The 17987-nt window shown below is 65.9% G+C and carries 17 protein-coding genes and 1 tRNA gene; 10 read left to right on the top strand and 8 right to left on the bottom strand.

Going from position 1 to position 17987, the window contains the following annotated elements; all coding sequences use genetic code 11:
• Positions 1 to 97: 97 nt before the first annotated feature.
• Positions 98 to 646, bottom strand: coding sequence for a LolA family protein (locus tag FPZ24_RS16280; RefSeq protein WP_186729238.1), 549 nt, complete (start codon positions 644 to 646; stop codon positions 98 to 100).
• A gap of 129 nt (positions 647 to 775) precedes the next feature.
• Positions 776 to 3061, bottom strand: coding sequence for a DNA translocase FtsK (locus FPZ24_RS16275; RefSeq protein ID WP_146573763.1), 2286 nt, complete (start codon positions 3059 to 3061; stop codon positions 776 to 778).
• Positions 3062 to 3169: 108 nt separating this feature from the next.
• On the opposite strand from FPZ24_RS16275, the gene FPZ24_RS16270 reads away from it, so the two are divergent.
• Complete coding sequence (locus FPZ24_RS16270) at positions 3170 to 4387, top strand: FAD-dependent monooxygenase (RefSeq protein ID WP_146573761.1); 1218 nt, start codon at positions 3170 to 3172, stop codon at positions 4385 to 4387.
• Position 4388: 1 nt separating this feature from the next.
• Here FPZ24_RS16270 and FPZ24_RS16265 read toward each other — a convergent pair whose 3' ends face one another.
• Complete coding sequence (locus FPZ24_RS16265; protein WP_146573759.1) at positions 4389 to 4790, bottom strand: low affinity iron permease family protein; 402 nt, start codon at positions 4788 to 4790, stop codon at positions 4389 to 4391.
• Between the two features lie 67 nt (positions 4791 to 4857).
• Between FPZ24_RS16265 and aguB the strand changes: the two genes are divergently transcribed.
• Positions 4858 to 5709, top strand: coding sequence for an N-carbamoylputrescine amidase (gene aguB / locus FPZ24_RS16260; RefSeq protein ID WP_146573758.1), 852 nt, complete (start codon positions 4858 to 4860; stop codon positions 5707 to 5709).
• Between the two features lie 205 nt (positions 5710 to 5914).
• Here the strand turns inward: aguB and FPZ24_RS16255 are convergent, their stop codons facing one another.
• Entirely contained in the window at positions 5915 to 6583 is a 669-nt protein-coding gene (locus FPZ24_RS16255; protein ID WP_146573756.1) for a uracil-DNA glycosylase, read from the bottom strand.
• Between the two features lie 26 nt (positions 6584 to 6609).
• Here FPZ24_RS16255 and folK point away from each other — a divergent pair, with 26 nt between their 5' ends.
• From folK to FPZ24_RS16235, 4 genes are all read left to right on the top strand, one after another.
• Entirely contained in the window at positions 6610 to 7083 is a 474-nt protein-coding gene (gene folK, locus FPZ24_RS16250) for a 2-amino-4-hydroxy-6-hydroxymethyldihydropteridine diphosphokinase (RefSeq protein ID WP_146573754.1), read from the top strand.
• 18 nt (positions 7084 to 7101) lie between these two features.
• Positions 7102 to 7177 (top strand) — tRNA-Lys (locus tag FPZ24_RS16245).
• Positions 7178 to 7267: 90 nt separating this feature from the next.
• Positions 7268 to 7657: a hypothetical protein gene (locus FPZ24_RS16240; RefSeq protein ID WP_146573752.1), complete on the top strand. Its 390-nt coding sequence runs from the start codon at positions 7268 to 7270 to the stop codon at positions 7655 to 7657.
• Between the two features lie 82 nt (positions 7658 to 7739).
• The gene (locus FPZ24_RS16235; RefSeq protein ID WP_146573750.1) at positions 7740 to 9890 is read left to right on the top strand and encodes a TonB-dependent receptor; all 2151 of its coding nucleotides are present in this window, start codon (positions 7740 to 7742) and stop codon (positions 9888 to 9890) included.
• Positions 9891 to 9925: 35 nt separating this feature from the next.
• Here FPZ24_RS16235 and galE read toward each other — a convergent pair whose 3' ends face one another.
• Positions 9926 to 10921: a UDP-glucose 4-epimerase GalE gene (gene galE / locus FPZ24_RS16230; protein WP_146573748.1), complete on the bottom strand. Its 996-nt coding sequence runs from the start codon at positions 10919 to 10921 to the stop codon at positions 9926 to 9928.
• A 67-nt stretch (positions 10922 to 10988) separates the two neighbouring features.
• On the opposite strand from galE, the gene msrA reads away from it, so the two are divergent.
• Entirely contained in the window at positions 10989 to 11537 is a 549-nt protein-coding gene (gene msrA, locus FPZ24_RS16225) for a peptide-methionine (S)-S-oxide reductase MsrA (protein WP_146573746.1), read from the top strand.
• Here msrA and FPZ24_RS16220 read toward each other — a convergent pair.
• Positions 11534 to 12508: an L-threonylcarbamoyladenylate synthase gene (locus FPZ24_RS16220; protein WP_146573744.1), complete on the bottom strand. Its 975-nt coding sequence runs from the start codon at positions 12506 to 12508 to the stop codon at positions 11534 to 11536. The genes msrA and FPZ24_RS16220 overlap by 4 nt on opposite strands.
• Positions 12509 to 12548: 40 nt before the next feature.
• On the opposite strand from FPZ24_RS16220, the gene FPZ24_RS16215 reads away from it, so the two are divergent.
• Together FPZ24_RS16215 and FPZ24_RS16210 are read left to right on the top strand one after the other, a co-directional pair.
• Positions 12549 to 14261, top strand: coding sequence for an acyl-CoA dehydrogenase family protein (locus tag FPZ24_RS16215; RefSeq protein WP_146573742.1), 1713 nt, complete (start codon positions 12549 to 12551; stop codon positions 14259 to 14261).
• Positions 14258 to 15076: an arylamine N-acetyltransferase family protein gene (locus FPZ24_RS16210; protein WP_146573740.1), complete on the top strand. Its 819-nt coding sequence runs from the start codon at positions 14258 to 14260 to the stop codon at positions 15074 to 15076. Before FPZ24_RS16215 ends, FPZ24_RS16210 begins: the two co-directional genes overlap by 4 nt.
• On the opposite strand, the gene FPZ24_RS16205 is transcribed toward FPZ24_RS16210, so the two are convergent.
• Positions 15073 to 15426: a GntR family transcriptional regulator gene (locus tag FPZ24_RS16205; protein WP_146573737.1), complete on the bottom strand. Its 354-nt coding sequence runs from the start codon at positions 15424 to 15426 to the stop codon at positions 15073 to 15075. The genes FPZ24_RS16210 and FPZ24_RS16205 overlap by 4 nt on opposite strands.
• A 39-nt stretch (positions 15427 to 15465) precedes the next feature.
• Complete coding sequence (locus FPZ24_RS16200; RefSeq protein ID WP_146573735.1) at positions 15466 to 16044, bottom strand: nitroreductase family protein; 579 nt, start codon at positions 16042 to 16044, stop codon at positions 15466 to 15468.
• Positions 16045 to 16159: 115 nt separating this feature from the next.
• On the opposite strand from FPZ24_RS16200, the gene FPZ24_RS16195 reads away from it, so the two are divergent.
• A complete protein-coding gene (locus FPZ24_RS16195) occupies positions 16160 to 17971 on the top strand; it encodes a peptide MFS transporter (RefSeq protein ID WP_146573733.1) in 1812 nt (603 codons plus the stop codon).
• The last annotated feature ends 16 nt before the right edge of the window (positions 17972 to 17987 follow it).

The following is a 17987-nucleotide window of genomic DNA, read 5'->3' as shown; positions in this document are numbered from 1 at the left end:
GGAGCAACTCAGGCAACAGGGGGAAAATCCCGAACCGCCCCACATCCGCGAGAACTGTATTAGTCGGCCAAAGCTGTCGCCGAGATGAACAAAAATGTTATTTTCGCGGACCGCTCGGCGACGGGTCGTTGAACCGGAACGTTCCGTCTGAAATCGGGACGTTGAAGCGCTGTCCCGACAAACGGATCGTCGTGCGATTGTTCTGCGCATCGAGCGCGACCCAGCCGCGCAGCATCAGCCCGGCGGGCGCCGCCGCGCTCTTTTCGAAGATCAGGTTGATCCGCCCATATTCGGGATGCTTGCGGTCGAAGACCTCGACCGACAGGATCGATGGGTCGGCGGTCGGGATCATCTTGGCAAAACCGCTGATGTCCTTCGACGGATCGAGCAACACGCCGAGCGGCCCATTCTTGATCGGCAAGCGCTGCTTCTGTTTCACCGAATAATCGAGGAACCAGAGCGAATTGCCGTCCGCCACGACCAGGATCGGCACGCCCTTTTCATATTGAAAGCGAACCTTGCCCGGACGCTTCAAAGACAACGTGCCGTTGAGCGTCTTGCCGTTGCGATCGGTCTGGCTGAACGTCGCGGTCATCGACTGGACGGCGGACAGATGCGCCTGGACCTTGGCGAGGTCTGGCGACATCGCCGGCGCGGCGGCGATCAGCGCGGGTAGGGGGAGCAGCGCAAGGGCGCGATACGTCACGAAGAAATCTCCTGGATTGACCGGCCGGTCCTGTCGTTACGGGCTTGAACCCGCTCTGAACGCCCGACGTTACAGCGGGTTGCCGTCGCGGTCGCGCAGCACTTCGCGGCGGCCGACATGGTCGGGTCGCCCGACGATGCCGTCTTTTTCCATCCGTTCGATCAGGCGCGCGGCGGAGTTATAGCCGATCCGCATCTGGCGCTGCAGCCAGCTGGTCGATGCCTTCTGGCTCTCGACGACGAGCTGGATGGCGTTGCGATACTGCTGGTCCTCGGCCGAATCCTCTCCCAGCGGTGCGCCGTCGAGCGCGAAGCCGTCGTCGCTCTCCTCGGTGACCGACTGGATGTAATCGGGCTGGCCCTGCGCGCGCCAGTGATCGGCGACCGCGCGAACCTCGTCGTCCGACACGAACGGCCCATGCACGCGGCTGATCTGCTTGCCGTACGCCATGTACAGCATGTCGCCCTTGCCCAGCAGCTGTTCGGCGCCCTGTTCGCCCAGGATGGTGCGCGAATCGATCTTCGACGTGACGTTGAAGCTGATCCGCGTCGGCAGGTTCGCCTTGATCACACCGGTGATGACGTCGACCGACGGGCGCTGCGTCGCCATGATCAGGTGAATGCCCGCAGCGCGCGCCTTCTGTGCCAGGCGCTGGATCAGGAATTCGACTTCCTTGCCCGCGGTCATCATCAGGTCGGCGAGTTCGTCGACGACGATGACGATCTGCGGCAGCGGCTGGAAGTCGAGCTGCTCCTCCTCGTACACCGGCTTGCCGTTCTCGTAGCCGATTTGGACCTTGCGGCCGAGCGGCTGGCCCTTGGCCTTCGCCGCACGCACCTTGTCGTTGAAGCTGGCGAGGCTGCGCACCCCGACCGACGACATCTGGCGGTAGCGTTCCTCCATCTGCTCGACCGCCCATTTGAGCGCGCGGACCGCCTTGGCCGGGTCGGTGACGACCGGCGCGAGCAGATGCGGGATGTCTTCGTACATGCTCAGTTCGAGCATCTTGGGATCGATCATGATCAGGCGGCACTGGTCGGGCGTCAGCCGGTAGAGCAGCGACAGAATCATGCAGTTCAGGCCGACTGACTTGCCTGACCCGGTGGTGCCGGCGACGAGGAGGTGGGGCATCGGCGCGAGGTCGACGATCACCGGATCGCCGGCGATATTCTTGCCCAGGATCAGCGGCAGCGAGGCATTCTGATCCTCGAACGCGTCGTCGGCGACGAGTTCGTGCAGCGCCACCATCTCGCGCTTGGCGTTGGGCAATTCGATGCCGATCACGGTGCGGCCGGGGACCGTCGCAACGCGCGCCGAGATCGCCGACATGTTGCGCGCGATGTCGTCGGCCAGTTGGATCACGCGGCTTGCCTTGATGCCGGCGGCGGGCTCGAGCTCGTACATCGTCACGACCGGACCGGGGCGGACCTCGGTGATCGCGCCCTTGACGTGGAAGTCGTCGAGCACGGTCTCGAGCAGGCGCGCGTTGCGCTCCAGCGCGGCCTTGTCGACCGGGCCCCCGGCCGAGGGCGGCGGCGGCTTGAGCAAGTCGAGCGTCGGCAGCCGGTAATTGTCGCGGAGATCGAGGCTGGCCTGTTTGGGACCGCGCACCGGCTTGGGCTGTGCAGCGGGCGTGTTGCGGTCGGCGATGACCGGGCCGGGGCGGTTGTCGGGGACAGCGACCGCGCGCGGCTGGCGGATCGTCGGCTCGACCGCCGGTGCCGGCTCGCGGGCATCGACTAACCGTTCGGGCCGCTCGCGACGCTGGAACCGTGGCAGGCTGGGGAGGCCGATGCCCAGGCCGGTGAACCAGATCACGACGCCGGCAATGCCGAGCGCGAGCGCGATCAGCCGCTGCGTCCACAGGATGCCGGTCGGGTCGCCGATCAGCGTGATCACCCAGTTCAGGATGCCCGCGACGGTCATACCCACGACGCCGCCGAGCCCCGCGGGCCAGCGCAACGACGCGGCCGGCGACCAGAAAGCGAGTGCGGTCGCGACCAGCGCCGCACCGACCGCCGCGATCGCCAGCATCCGGCCCCAGCGTCCCGCCGGCTCGTCGCTCCACATCCGCCAGCCGCACACCCCGCCGACCGCCAGCAGTCCGGCGACCGGCAGGCCGAGGATAGAGAAGGCCAGATCGGCGATGAACGCGCCGGGATATCCCAGCAGATTCTCGGCCGGCCCGCCCGCAGCCGTGCTGAGCGAGGGGTCGCCCGAATGATAAGTCAGCAGCGCGGCGGCGAGCGCGAGCGTCAGCCCCAGCACCGCCATCGCGGCGACCAAAGCCCAGCCGCGTGCGGCCCCGGCCTTCACTGTCTCGCGCCAAAGCGGCGGCTGCGCGCGGCTCGCCATGATCGAATACCCCCGAAATGTCCGCTGTTCGTTCGCGTTGGATTCTCGCTCCTGGCGAGTCCGCCGTCAAGCTGGCGTGCGTAGCGGCTTGTCGCTAGGGCAGGGCGCATGGACCAGGCGGACATCCTCATCCTCGGCGGCGGATTGGTCGGCAGCGCGCTGGCGGTGGCGCTCGACGCGCATGGGCTGACCAGTATCGTCGTCGATCCCGCTGACCCGGCAGTGGTGACCGCGTCGGGATTCGACGGCCGCGCGTCGGCGATCGCCAGTGCGCCGATGCGGATGCTCGAGGCGATCGGCGTCGCGGATCGCCTGGTGAGCAAAGGCTGTCCGATCGAGGGCATCCGGGTCAGCGACGGGCTGAAGCCGGGCGCGCTCGATTTCGTGCCGCGGGACGGCGAGGATGCGCTCGGCACGATGTTCGAGAATCGCGATCTGCGCGCGGCGTTGCTCGACGCGGCGGGCGCGGCTTCGCGGGTCGATCTGCGGATGCAGACGCGCGCACTCGACGTGCAGCGCGATTCGGCGGGTGTCCGTGCGACGCTGAGCGACGGCAGCGAGGTGCGTGCGCAACTGCTGGTAGGGGCGGAGGGGCGTACATCGCCGACGCGGGAGGCGGCGGGTCTCAACACCGCGCGCTGGAGCTACGATCACGTCGCATTGGTCACCTCGATCGGCCACGAGCGCAGCCACGACAACGTCGCCTACGAGATCTTCTATCCCGAAGGCCCGTTCGCGATCCTGCCGTTGGTCGATGGCGACCGTGGGCATCGCTCGGCGATCGTCTGGTCGGTGCGTAGCGCGCAGGCGCCGGGGATGCAGAAACTGGGGGAGCGGGGCTATCTCGCCGAACTGACCCGCAAGATGGGCGGGTTCCTGGGCGACCTTACCTGGCTTGGCCCGCGCTTCGCGCACCCGCTCGGTTTCCACCACGCCGCGACGATCGTCGCCGATCGGCTCGCCTTGGTCGGCGACGCGGCGCACGGCATCCATCCGATCGCGGGGCAGGGGGTCAATGTCGGGTTCCGGGACGTGGCCGCGCTGGTCGAAGTGCTGGTCGATGGGAAACGAATCGGGCTCGACATGGGCGATCCCGCGCTGCTGACACGCTACCAGCGGTGGCGCAGCCTCGATACGTTCATGGTCAGCTTGGCTACCGACGGCCTGACGCGGCTGTTCGGCATTCCGGGCCAGACCGCCAACGCAGTGCGTCGCTTCGGTCTGTCGGCGGTGCAGCGCGCGCCCGCGCTCAAGGATCGCTTCATCGCCGAAGCGCGCGGCGAATCGGGCGCGTTGCCGAAGCTACTTGCGGGTCTGACGGTCTAGTTCAGAGCCTTTCGAGAAACGCTTCGAACGATTCGTGACTGCTGCCGTCCTGGCCGCCGCATTCGTGCTCGAGCTTCTTCTTGATTTTTTCCAGTTCCGGCTGCGTCAGATTCTCGATTCCGACGAATTCGTCGCGCGGTCCCTCAAGCGCGCGGATCAGTTCGTCGAGCTTCGCCTGGATCGCCGACCCGTCGCGATTCTGCGCATTCTGGATCAGGAACACCATCAGGAAGGTGACGATCGTGGTGCCGGTGTTGATCACCAATTGCCACGTGTCGGAATATTTGAAGATCGGCCCCGTCACGCCCCAGACGACGACGACGACCAGCGCCAGGATGAAGGCCGGCGGCTTGCCGGTCCAGCTCGCCACCTTGCCTGCGACCGTCTCGAAAATGCGCTCCATCGACCGTCTCCCTTGAACCCGCGACAGGGACTGCCACTTTCGACGTCACCCGGCTATGGGAACCGCCATGACCCAGATTACAGTCGCCGCGCTTCAGCTCGGCTTTTCCGACAATGTGGACCGGAACATCGCCAACGTGTCGCGGCTAGTCCGCGAGGCGCACGCCAGGGGCGCGCAGGTGATCCTGCCGCCCGAACTGTTCGAGGGCGAATATTTCTGCCGGGTCGAAGAGGAAGGGCTGTTCGCCAACGCCAGGCCGACCGCCGAGCATCCGTCGGTGCTGGCGATGCAGGCGCTCGCCGCCGAGCTGAAGGTGTGGATCCCGACCAGCTTCTTCGAAGCCGACGGTCCACATCATTACAACAGCCTCGCGATGATCGACCCCGACGGCAAGGTCGCCGGCGTCTACCGCAAGAGTCACATTCCGGACGGCCCCGGTTACGAGGAAAAGTTCTATTTCCGCCCCGGCAATACCGGGTTCAAGGTGTGGGACGGCCCGGATCGCACGACGCTGGGTGTCGGGGTGTGCTGGGACCAATGGTATCCCGAAACCGCGCGCGCGATGATGCTGATGGGCGCGGACGTCCTATTTTATCCTACCGCGATCGGCAGCGAGCCGCATGACGATAGCCTCGACACCGCGCGTTTATGGCGCCGCGCGATGGTCGGTCACGCGGTGTCGAACGTCGTGCCGGTGGTCGCCGCCAACCGCGTCGGCACCGAACACGGGCAGACCTTCTACGGCACCAGCTTCATCACCGACGAGCGCGGCGACATCCTGGCCGAACTCGACCGCGAGGAGGAAGGCGTGATCACCGCCACGCTCGACCTCGATCGGGTCAAGCGTCACCGCGCCGCGTTCGGCTTCTTCCGCGACCGCCGGCCGGAGCTTTACGGGCGGTTGGTCGAGGATCGCTAGGCTTTCGCCGCAGCAGCACCGCGGCGAGGCCGGCCAGCGCCGCCGTGCCGACGGCGGCGATCGCGCCGCCGATGAGCAATGCCTTGGACGGACCTTCCTTTTGCGTGACCGGCGGCAACGGCGCGGGGTGCTCGTGCGGCGGCTCGGCAATGGGGTAGGGCGACTGGTTGTCGGGCGGGACGGGCGGTTCGTGGCTCATGCCCCGTCAACCGCCGGTCACCTCGCGGAGTTCCAGCGCGCGGGCGAACACGGCCTCGAACATCTCCGCGGTCAGCCGACCGGTGTTCGTGTTGTACCGCGAGCAATGATAGCTATCGATCAGCATCCGGCCGTCGGGCAGGCGATGCTCCGCCAGATGCGCGAACCGTGCCTTGGGCAAGCGGCCGCCCAGCACCTTCACGGCCGACTGGTGGGCGATCTGGCCCAGCGCGAGGAAGATCCGGGCGTTGTTCAGCACGTCGATCTGCCCGTGCAGGAACGGGCGGCAGGTGTGGATTTCGGCGGGCGTCGGCTTGTTCTGCGGCGGCAAGCATTTGACCGAATTGCAGATGATCACGCCTTTCAGCTCCAACCCGTCGTCGGGCCGCGAGTCATAGGTGCCGGTGGTGAGCCCGAACTTCGCCAGCGTCGCGAACAGCAGGTCGCCGGCATAATCGCCGGTGAACGGTCGCCCGGTGCGATTGGCGCCGTGCTTGCCCGGCGCGAGACCGACGATGCACAGCCACGCGTCGGGATCGCCAAAGGCAGGAACCGGCGCGTTCCACCAATCGGGATGCTCGGCGCGCAATTCCTCGCGAAAGGCGACCAGCCGCGGGCAAAGCGGGCAATCGCGCGGCGGCTCGGTCGCTGGCAACGGGCTGGGTGCAAAGTTCACGCAGGCGGGGTAGGCGCTGACGCATCATGACGTCCAGCTATGTCATTGCTTTGGGCTCGAACCGACGCGGCTGCTACGGCGGCCCTGCCGACGAAGTGCGCGCGGCGCTTGGTGCGATCGGCGGGGTGGTCGCGGTGTCGCCGATGATGATAACCGCGCCGATCGGACCGTCGTCGCGGCGCTTCGTCAACGCGGCCGCGGTGATCGCCAGCGACGAACCGCCACGCGATCTGCTCCGGCGATTGAAGGCGATCGAAGCGGATTTCGGCCGCCGCCGCGGTCGGCGCTGGGGCGAGCGCGTGATCGATCTCGACATCGTCCTGTGGTCGGGCGGCATCTGGGCCGACGACTGCCTGACGATCCCCCACCCATCGTTCCGCGACCGTCGCTTCGTGCTCGGCCCGTTGGCGGCGCTAATACCCGATTGGCGCGATCCGATGACCGGGTTGACCGTCCGCCAGCTCGCCGCGCGGTTGACCCGGCGCGCGCCCCTCGCGTAAGCGCCGCGGCTCTGGTGCGGGCCCGTAGCTCAGTTGGTAGAGCAACGGACTTTTAATCTGTAGGTCTCGGGTTCGAGTCCCGACGGGCCCACCAGTTTTGCGCGAGTTACGGCAACGCCGTGCGGACCACCCTGCAAATTGAAGGGTTGTTGTCCGTGACAATGTATCATAACGACCCCGGGCAGTGACGCACTCGACCGTCTCGATACCCACGCCTTTCGCGCCGGCCGCACGCCGGTTCGCGCTGCTGTGGCTCGTCGTCGCTTTACTGTTCCAGGGCTTCGTCACGCAGACGCACGGTCACCCTGGGTTCGACCGAGCGTGGTCCGCGACCGAATCGGCGCGCGCCGCACCGACGGCGGTGGACAGCCGGAAGGACATTCCCGCCACCCCCGCCTGCCCGTTATGCGAGGAGCGGGCGCTGTTCGGTGCCTATCTGCTCGGCGGGTCGGTCACGATCGCCGCGCCGTTGGCGGCGGTCTACCACTACACGACCGCATCGCTGCCGCTGCTCGCACCCAGCGTGTCGTCGCACGCCTGGCAAAGCCGCGCCCCACCCATCTTCACGGCCTGAGAAACGAGGCGGCTGCGGCTGCCCAACACGATCGATGGCGCCTGCCGTCGATCACCCAGGTTTTGTGAAGATTGGAATTTCCATGCGAACGACATTGTTGATCGGGGCCGCGGTCGCGGCGCTCATGCCCGTTCTAGCGCACGCCAGCGACGACCCCGTACCCGCCACCGCGGCACCCGTCGCCGCCGATCCCGCCGATGGCCAGACCAATACCGGCAAGGACATCATCGTCACCGGCGTCATCGAACGCGGCGAAAAGGACGTGCTGTCGGGTACGTCGATCGTCAGCGGTCAGGAACTGACCCGCGACCTCAAGCCGACGATCGGCGAGACGCTGGCCAAGTTGCCCGGCGTGTCGGCGAGTTCGTTTGGTCCCAACGCGTCGAAGCCGATCCTGCGTGGGTTCCAGGGTGATCGCGTCCGCGTGTTGAGCGACGGGATCGGCGCGGTCGACGTGTCGAACACCTCCGCCGACCACGCGGTCGTGATCGATCCGTTGCTCGCCGACCGAGTCGAAGTGCTGCGCGGTCCGGCGGCCTTGCTTTACGGGTCGAGCGCGGTCGGCGGCGTGGTCAACGTCATCGACTCGCGCATCCCGCGCACCGTCCCCGACAAGGGCTATCGGCTGAATGGCATCGCGACGTACGGGTCGGCATCGAACGAGCGATCGGGCGGCATCGCTGGCGACCTGGCATTGACCAAGACCCTCGTCTTCCATGTCGATGGCTCGTATTTGAAGACCGACGACCTCAAGATCGGCGGCTACGTCCTGTCACCGATCGCGCGGGCGCAGGCCAATGCCGCCGCGATCGCCGCGCCCAACGATCCGATCGATTTCGCCGCGACCGCGCGGTTGAAGGGCACGCTGCCCAACAGTGCGGCAGAGACGTGGACGGCCGGCGCGGGTCTGGCGCTGATCACCGACGGCGGTTCGCTCGGCATCGCCTACAGCCATTATGACAGCCTGTACGGCATCCCGATCCGCTACGCGCTCAACCCGGGCGACGAGCAGGAGGCACCGCGGCTCGATCTCGTCCAGAACCGCCTCGATCTACGCGCCGAAGTCAACGCGACGGGCTTCCTCAAGTCGATCCGGTTGCGTGCGGCGGCGGCGCAATATCGCCACTTCGAGCTCGGCGAAGACGGCTCGATCGGCACCGCCTTCTACAACAAAGGCATCGAGGCCCGGCTCGAGCTGGTGCAATCGACCCGTGGGGGATGGAGCGGCGCGTCGGGCGCGCAGTTCTTCAACCGCGACTTCAACGTCGTTGGCGACGAAGCCTTCCTGCCGCGCAACAATACCGAGCAGGTCGGACTCTTCACGCTGCAACAGTTTGAATTCGGCAAGTTCAAGGCCGAGGCCGGCGCGCGCTACGAAAAGACCAACCTGACCGCGCGCACGCTGACCGACGATTTGCGGTTCTTCCGCGGGTCGCGCAGCTTCAGTTCGGTGTCGGCATCGGCGGGCGCGTCGTACGGGATTTCCGACGATTGGCGGATCGGCCTCAACGTCTCGCGCACCGAACGCGCGCCGTCGGACGAGGAGCTGTTCGCCAACGGCCCGCACGCCGGGACGCAGGCGTACGAACTCGGCAATCCGAACTTCAAGCTGGAGAAGAGCTGGGGCTTCGAAGCGACCTTGCACGGGCATGGTCAGGGCTACAGCATCGATGCGTCGGCTTACTACAACACCTTCTCCAACTACATCTTCGACGGCCAGGCCCCGCAAGCCACGTGCGAAGCGGCCGCCGCGCCGTCGGGCCGTACCGTCGATTTGCCGTGCTTCGTCTATAGCCAGGCCGATGCGCGCTATTACGGATTCGAGGTTGATGCCTCGCTCAAGCTGGCGACGATCGGATCGTTCGCGATCAATGCCGATGGCGTGGCGGACTATGTCCACGCGACGATCAAGAACGTCGGTCCCGTCCCACGCATCCCGCCGATGCGCCTGCTCGGCGGGATCGAGGCGCAGAGCGACAAGCTGTCGGGCCGGATCGAGGTAGAGCACGTGTTCGACCAGAACCGCATCGCCGCGTTCGAGACGCCGACCGCCGGCTACACGATGGTCAATGCGAGCCTCAACGTCGCGCCATGGACGGGCAACAAGACCAGCCTGACCCTGTCGGCGAACAACATTTTCGACGTCGATGCCCGGCGTGCGTCGAGCGTGCTCAAGGATTTCGCCCCGCTGGCCGGGCGCGACATCCGACTGACGCTGAAGGTCGCTATTTAGGTTCGGGATGACGGCGCGGATTCACTCCGCGCCGGTCAGCCGCGCTCGGCGAGCTTGCGTTCCCACGCGAGCGCGTCGCGGACGATCTGGTCGAGATCGTCGTGCTGCGGACGCCACGGCAGCGTCGCGAGAATGCGTCGATTGTCCGACACCAATTCGGCCGAATCGCCCAGGCGGCGTGGGCCGATTACGCGTTTGATCTCGTGATTGGTCACGCGATCGACCGCGTCGAGCACCTGCATCACCGAATACCCATGGCCGTAGCCGGCGTTCATCGTCAGGCTTTCGGTCGGCTCGGCGATCAACCGGTCTAGCGCGTGGACGTGCGCCGCCGCCAGATCGCTCACATGGATATAATCGCGCACCCCGGTGCCGTCGGGAGTCGGGAAGTCGGTGCCGAACACCGACACGTGATCGCGCTTGCCCGTGGCCGCCTCGACCGCGACCTTGATCAGGTGCGTCGCACCCGCGGTCGATTGCCCGGTGCGACCCTGCGGATCGGCGCCGGCCACGTTGAAATAGCGCAGTGCGCAATAGTTCATCGGATGCGCCGCCGCGACGTCGCGCAGCATCGCCTCGGTCATCAGCTTCGATGTGCCGTAGGGATTGATCGGGATCGTCGGGTCGTCCTCGGCGACCGGAATCTTCTCGGCATTGCCGTAGGTCGCGGCGGTCGAACTGAAGATGAAATGCTTTACTCCCGACACGACCGCGCTTTCGATCAGCGCGCGGCTCGCAACGGTGTTGTTGCGGTAATATTTGAGCGGATCGGTCACCGATTCCGGCACGACGATCGACCCGGCGAAGTGCATCACCGCGACGACATCGTGCTCGCGCATCGCTCCGCGCACGGCGTCGTCGTCCTCGATATTGGCGCGGACCAGCGTCGCTCGCTTGTCGACCGCCCAGTCGAACCCGGTGGTCAGGTTGTCGATCACCACCACGTCCCAGCCGGTGTCGAGCAGCGCCAGCACCGCGTGGCTGCCGATATAGCCCGCGCCGCCCGTGACCAGCACCGTTCCCTTGCTCATCGCCGCATCCTCTTACCGTTGGCGTCGCCCCTACCTATGTTGGGGACATATTGAAAAGGAGCGAATGATGGCGACCGAATATGCGACGCTGGCGGGTGGCTGCTTCTGGTGCACCGAGGCGGTGTACAAGGACGTGATCGGCGTCGAGAGCGTCGAGAGCGGCTATATCGGCGGACACGTCGCGAACCCGACCTACAAGCAGGTATGCGGCGGCGACACCGGCCATGCCGAGGCGATCCGCGTCGGGTTCGACGCGAGCCAGGTGACCTATGCCGACCTGCTCGATATCTTCTTCGCGACGCACGATCCGACGACGCTCAACCGCCAGGGCAACGATGTCGGTACGCAATACCGCTCGGCGATCTTCCCGGCGGACGATACGCAGCGTTCGGAGGCGGAGGCGGCGATCGCGCGCAACGCGGCGAACTGGCCGAACCCGATCGTCACCACGATCGAGCCGATGGCGGAATGGTACCCGGCTGAAGACTATCACCAGCAATATTGGGAAGGTGAAGGCCAGCGGAACCCCTATTGCCTCGCAGTGATCCCGCCCAAGCTGCAGAAACTGCGCAAGAGCTTCGCCGCGCGGTCGAAGGCGGTCAGCGAGACGGCTTAGTCGCCGATAAAAGCGGCGCGGCGCAGGCGGTCGTTGATCGCCTCGCCGATGCCGTCTTCGGGGATCCGTGCGACGGCGATCTCGGGTTTGTCCGAGGCATCGGCCCGGTGCAGCAAGTCGAACAATCGCGTCGCCGCCTCGGTCAGGTCGCCGCTCTCCGACAGCGTGTCGTCGCCCGGCACATCGCCGAAGCCGATCATCCATTCGCTGTCCGCCGGCGCGCGCGCATCGATCCGCAAAGGTTTGCGCGGGGCGTAATGAGATGACAACTGGCCGGGTGCCTCGATCTTGCCCTCGGCATCTTCGCCGGTGTCGAAGCGATCGACCTTATGCTTGCCGTCCGACAGGGCCGCCAGCACTTGCGCGCCGGTGATAGGACCGTGGCGCAGCACGCGGGTCATGCCGAACACTTCGCGCACGATCGTCGATTCGATCCCCTGCCGCGTCGGCCCGTCGTCGAGGATAAGCGGGATGCGCCCGTCGAGGCTGTGCGCGACATGCTCGACCCGCGTCGGGCTAATCGTGCCGCTGGCATTGGCCGAGGGTGCGGCGAGCGGCTTGCCGCACGCTTCCAGCAACGCGCGCATCGCTCGGTGAGCCGGCACGCGGATCGCGATCGTCTCCAGTCCCGCCGTGACCAGCGAGGCGATCCCCGACGAGGGCTTGAGCGGCAGCACCAAGGTCAGCGGCCCCGGCCAGAATGCTGCCGCCAGCGCCTCGGCCCGGGCATCGAACGCCGCCAGCCTTTTCGCCGCGTCGAGATCCAGCACGTGAACGATCAACGGGTTGAAGCTCGGCCGGCCCTTGGCGGCGTAAATCCCCGCAACCGCGGCGCCGTTGGTCGCGTCGGCGGCGAGGCCGTAGACGGTCTCGGTCGGCACCGCGACGCACTTGCCCGCCGCGATCAGCGCCGCCGCTTCCGCGATGTTGTACTTGTTGTACGGCAAGATTCGGGTGTTTGGCGCGTCCATCCAGTCTCGCTATAGCGCGCGCGAGTCAGAGAGGAAGCCGATGCCGTTCACCCCCGCCGTCCGCGAGCAGCGTTTCGTGCTCGATACCGTCGCCAGGATCGCCGATCTCGCCGCGACCGACCGTTTCGAAGCCGCGACGCCCGATCTGATCGATGCCGTGCTGGAGGGCGCCGGCCAGTTCGCGGCCGGCGAATGGGCACCGCTCAACCGCGAGGGCGACACCAACGGCCCGAAATGGACCTCCGAGGGCGTGAAGATGCCGGCCGGCTATCCCCAGGCTTACCGCGACTATGTCGAGGGCGGCTGGGGCACGATCGGCGCGCCGGCCGATTTCGGCGGGCAGGGCCTGCCGTTCGTGCTGGCGAGCGCGGTACTCGAGACGCTGGGCACGGCGAATATGGGCTTCGCGCTCGCGCCGACGCTGACCGTGGGTGCGATCGAAGCGTTGCTCCACCACGGCACGCCGGAGCAGCAGGCCGCCTACCTCCCGCATCTCGCGACCGGCGAGTGGACCGGCACGATGAACCTCACCGAGCCGCAGGCGGGCAGCGACGTCGGTGCGCTCAAGTCACGCGCCGAGCCGGTCGGCGACGGCACGTTCAAGATCAGCGGGACCAAGATCTTCATCTCGTTCGGCGATCACGACATGGCCGACAACATCGTCCACCTCGTCCTCGCCCGCACGCCCGGCGCGCCCGAGGGAACGCGGGGAATCTCGCTGTTCCTCGTCCCCAAATATCGCCTCGACGCCAACGGCAAGCCGAGTGCGTTCAACGACGTTCGTGTCGTGTCGATCGAGCACAAGATGGGCCTGCACGCTTCGCCGACCTGCGTGCTGTCGTTCGGCGATAACGGGGATTGCATCGGCGAGCTGATCGGCCCCGAAAATGGCGGGATGCGCGCCATGTTCACGATGATGAACAATGCGCGGCTCAACGTCGGTTTGCAGGGCGTGCAGGTCGGCGAGGCAGCAACGCAGAAGGCGGTCGAGTTCGCCCGCGAGCGCATCCAGTCCGCCCGCGCCGGTTCTCCCGACAAGAAGCCCGTCGCGATCATCGAACATCCCGACGTCCGGCGCATGCTGATGCGGATGAAGGCGCAGACCCAGGCGGCGCGGGCATTGGTGTATCTCGCATCCAGCATGGTCGATCGCGTCGATACCGATGATGCGGCGAAGGACCGGCTCGAAATCCTCACCCCGCTCGCCAAGGCGCATGCGACCGATCTCGGCAACGAAGTCGCCAGCCTCGGCATCCAGGTCCATGGCGGCATGGGCTTCATCGAGGAAACCGGCGCCGCGCAATTCTTCCGCGATGCGCGCATCACGCCGATCTACGAAGGCACCAACGGCATCCAAGCCGCCGATCTGGTCGGGCGCAAGCTCGGCCTGTCGAACGGCGCGGCGTTCAACACGCTGATCGCTGATATGCGTGCCGAAGCGAACGACGCCGCGTTGCGAACGCTGATCAATGCCTGCGAAGAGGTCGGCCGGCGGCTGGCGACCGCGGATGCCGACGATCGGCTCGCGGCGAGCTACCCGTTCCTGACGATGCTGTCGGTCGCGGTGTGCGGCTGGCTGATGGAGCGGCAGGCGCGCGACGCCGACGCCAATGACGATTTCTGCCGTATGAAGCGCGCGGTCGCGGCGTTCTATATCGAACAGATCGTGCCCGAGGCGCTCGGCCTCCATGCCGCGGCATCCGCGCCCGCCGCCAGCCTGTACGAACTGTCCGCCGACCTGTTCGCGGCATGAGCTTCGACCTCGACGCATATCTCGCGCGGATCAAGCTGCCGGCGCGACCGACGCTCGACGATCTCGGGCTGGCGGCGGTGCAACGCGCGCATCGCCTGCACATCCCGTTCGAGAATCTCGACATAAGGCTCGGGCGCGGCATCCGTATCGATAGCGAGTCGGTGTTCGCCAAGCTCGTGACCGCCAAGCGCGGCGGCTATTGCTTCGAACAGAACAGGCTGTTCCTCGACGCGCTGACCGAACTCGGATTCACCGCGCGTCCGTTGCTCGCGCGCGTCTGGCTCGGCGCGAGCGAGACGCCCGGCCTTACCCACATGACCTTGCTGGTGACGATCGACGGTCAGGACTGGATCGCCGACGCCGGGTTCGGCGGCAGCTATTGCCCGCCGATCATGCTTTCCGAAGGCGCCGAGGTGACCGGCCCCGATGGCGCGATGCATCGGCTGATCGCCGACGATCGCGGCTGGGTGCTACAGCGCAACGGGCATCCCGGCGCGACCGACGGGCGCGGCGCGGGCGAGGCGTGGGTCGATCAATACAGCTTCACGCTCGCGCCGGTGTCGCAAGCAGACATGACGATGTCGAATCATTGGACGGCGACGGCGCCAGGCACGCGGTTCACCGATCTCGTCGTGGTCAGCATCGTGCTGCCGACCGGCTTCGCCAGCCTGACCGACCGGGCCTATCGGCGCTTTGCCGGCGGCGAAGAAACGAGCGCCGACATCGACGATCCGCGTGTCTATCGCTTGCGGCTCAGCATGATGTTCGGGATCGATTTGAGCGCCGACGAAGTCGCGGCGCTCGGCCTGTTCTAGGCGCGCTCGCGCTCGATCAGGTCGGTCGCGTCGAGCCCGAGCAGTTCGATATGCTCGGCGATTCGCGGCCACTGATCGTTGACGAAGCGGTCGCGCTCGGCGACGCGCAGTTTCTCCGCGGCGCCCGGCAGCACGAACATGCCGACACCACGCCGCACCTCGACATAACCGTCGTCCTGAAAGCTCTGATACGCCTTCGCCACGGTCAGCGGGTTGGCGCCATGTTCGGCGGCGAGTGCGCGAACCGAGGGGAGCTGGTCGCCGGCACGATACTCGCCGCGCAGGATCGCCGCGGCGATCCCTCCACGAAGACGGATATAGACCGGGCTGTCGTCGTTGCTTAGTGCCATGCTGCTTTAGTACAGCAATTGACGCCCACGTCTAGTCGTTTAACCGCCCCATGTTGAAACAATCTTGTCGAAATCCGGCCGCGGTCTTTCCTCCAATTGCTTGGCCGGTGTGCCGATGAAGATAAAGCCGGCGACCCGTTCCGGTGCCGCGCCGAATGCATCGCGGACGGCGTCCGAAAAGGCGGACCAACCGGTCAGCCAGCCGCCGGCAAATCCCATCGCATGCGCGGCATGGAGCAGGTTCATGCACGCCGCCCCGACCGACAATTCCTGTTCCCACAGCGGAATATGGCTCTCGGTCTTGGGCGAGGACAGCACCACGACCAACGTCGGCGCCTGCGTCGCGAATTGCTCGAGCGCTTCGATCTCGAGCCGCGCGGCCTGCGGGCGATCGGCGCGATAGGCGTCGGTGATGACGCGGGCGAGGTTGCCGCGCTTGTCGTCGGGAACGATCACGAACCGCCAGGGTGCCAGCTTGCCGTGATCGGGCGTCCGCGCGGCGATCTCCAGGATCTGGTGCAATTGCGTGTCGTCGGGACCCGGCGCGATCAGGTCGCGCGGTTTGCCGGAACGGCGCGTGGCGAGGAGCGAAAGCGGCGTCGAAGTATCGTTGAACATGCCCGCCATCTAGGGAGCGCCGCCAGTATTTACACCTGTAGGTTTCCCGCTAGTCTCACCTGCAACCATCCGCCGCAATGTTCGACGGCGGCACAAGAGTTCAGGGAGCGCATGCATGGTAGACACCCCGACCGCGGATAACCCGCGCGAGCCGGATATCACTCACGTCAATCCGGGCGCGGAGAAGACCTGGTTCGGGCATCCGTCACCGTTGTTCTGGCTGTTCGGCACCGAAATGTGGGAGCGGTTCGGCTATTACGGGATGCGCGCGCTCCTGACGCTGTATCTCACCAAGCATTTCGTGCTGGGCGATCGCGCATCGACCGGTCTGTATGGCGGCTATACCGCGCTCGTCTATCTGACGCCGCTCGTGGGCGGCCTGTTGGCCGACCAATATCTCGGATCGAAGCGCGCCGTTCGGTTCGGCGCGATCCTGATGGCAATCGGTTATTTCACGCTCGCCTTCGGTGGTGCGCCGGCCAAGCCGTACCAGGTGATCGACGGCCAACGTTATGAAGTCGTCGTCGAGAAGTTCCGCGACGCGCCGACCAGCGATCCCGGCGAGTCGCGCTATCTGGTCGATAATGGCCAGAAGCTGACAATGCGGGGCAATGACGACGGCAGCCTGTCGTTGCTCGCCACCGACGGACACGAAGTGCGGAAAGTCGCCAAGGGCAGCTATTCGGAAGAGGCCGAACGTAGCGCGTTCCTGACGATGATCCTGCTCATCGCGCTGTCGTTGATTTCGGTCGGCAACGGATTCTTCAAGCCCAACATCTCGACGATGGTCGGGGAACTCTATCAGCAAGGCGACCGTCGCCGCGATGCCGGTTTTACGATCTTCTACATGGGGATCAACACCGGTTCGATCCTCGGACAGTTCCTGTGCGCGCTGTTCGCCGACAGTTTCGGTTGGCCGCTCGGCCTAGGGCTTGCTGGGGTCGCAATGGTAATCTCGTTCCTGATGATCAGCTTTCATGGCGGACGGCTCGATGCGGTCGGCAATGTGCCGGCGCAGAGCGGTCCGGACCGTGCGTTGCTGATCTATATCGGCGCGTTGATCGCGGTACCGGTGGTCTATTTCCTGTTCGTCAACCTGATGGCGGCGCCAAAGCCGGTCGAGGGATCGGGCTTCGTCGGCTATATCATGTCGCTGTCGCTGATGGGCAAATTGCTGTTCGGCACCTTCCTTGTCAGCGTCCCCGGCATCTTGGTCTGGTCCTATGCCAAGGGTACGAGAACCGAATTCCAAATGATGCTGGCGGCGATGGTCCTGATCGTCTTCAACGTGTTTTTCTGGACGCTGTTCGAGCAGGCAGGATCGAGCCTGACTCTCTTCGCGGACCGCAACACCGATCGTAGCGTCTTTGGATTGTTCAGCCTGTCGGCGCCGCAGACGCAGAACTTCAACCCAATTGCTATCGTCTTGCTCGCGCCGGTGATGAGCCTGATCTGGGGGATGCTTGCCCGGCGCAATGCGGAGCCGTCCATTCCCGTCAAGTTCGCCATTGCGCTGATGCTGGTCGGCGCGGGCTTCCTGTTCCTGGTGTTCGGATCGAACTTCGCCGACGGCAATTTCAAGGTCGGGCTGTGGTGGCTCGCCGGGCTCTACGTGATCCACTCGATTGCGGAGCTCTGCATTTCGCCGGTCGGGCTGTCGATGATCACCAAGTTGTCGATCAGCCGGATCGTCGGGCTGATGATGGGCGTATGGTTCCTGTCGATTTCGGTCGCGCAATACGTTGCCGGCGTGGTGGCGCAGTTCGCCAGCGTCGAAACGGTCGGCGGGCAGGTAACCAACCTCAAGGTCAGTCTCGATACCTACACCCATACCTTCACGCTGATCGCCTGGATCGCGATCGGCGCGGGAGTCGCGTTGTTCCTGCTGTCGTTCCCGCTCAAGAAGTGGATGCACGGGGTCAAGTGACCCCGTGCCGTCCGGC

Origin of the sequence: Sphingomonas panacisoli (assembly GCF_007859635.1) — a bacterium.
Taxonomy (GTDB): Bacteria; Pseudomonadota; Alphaproteobacteria; order Sphingomonadales; family Sphingomonadaceae; genus Sphingomonas; species Sphingomonas panacisoli.
Note: the sequence above shows the minus strand (reverse complement) of the source record. Positions and strands in the feature narration are given on the sequence as shown.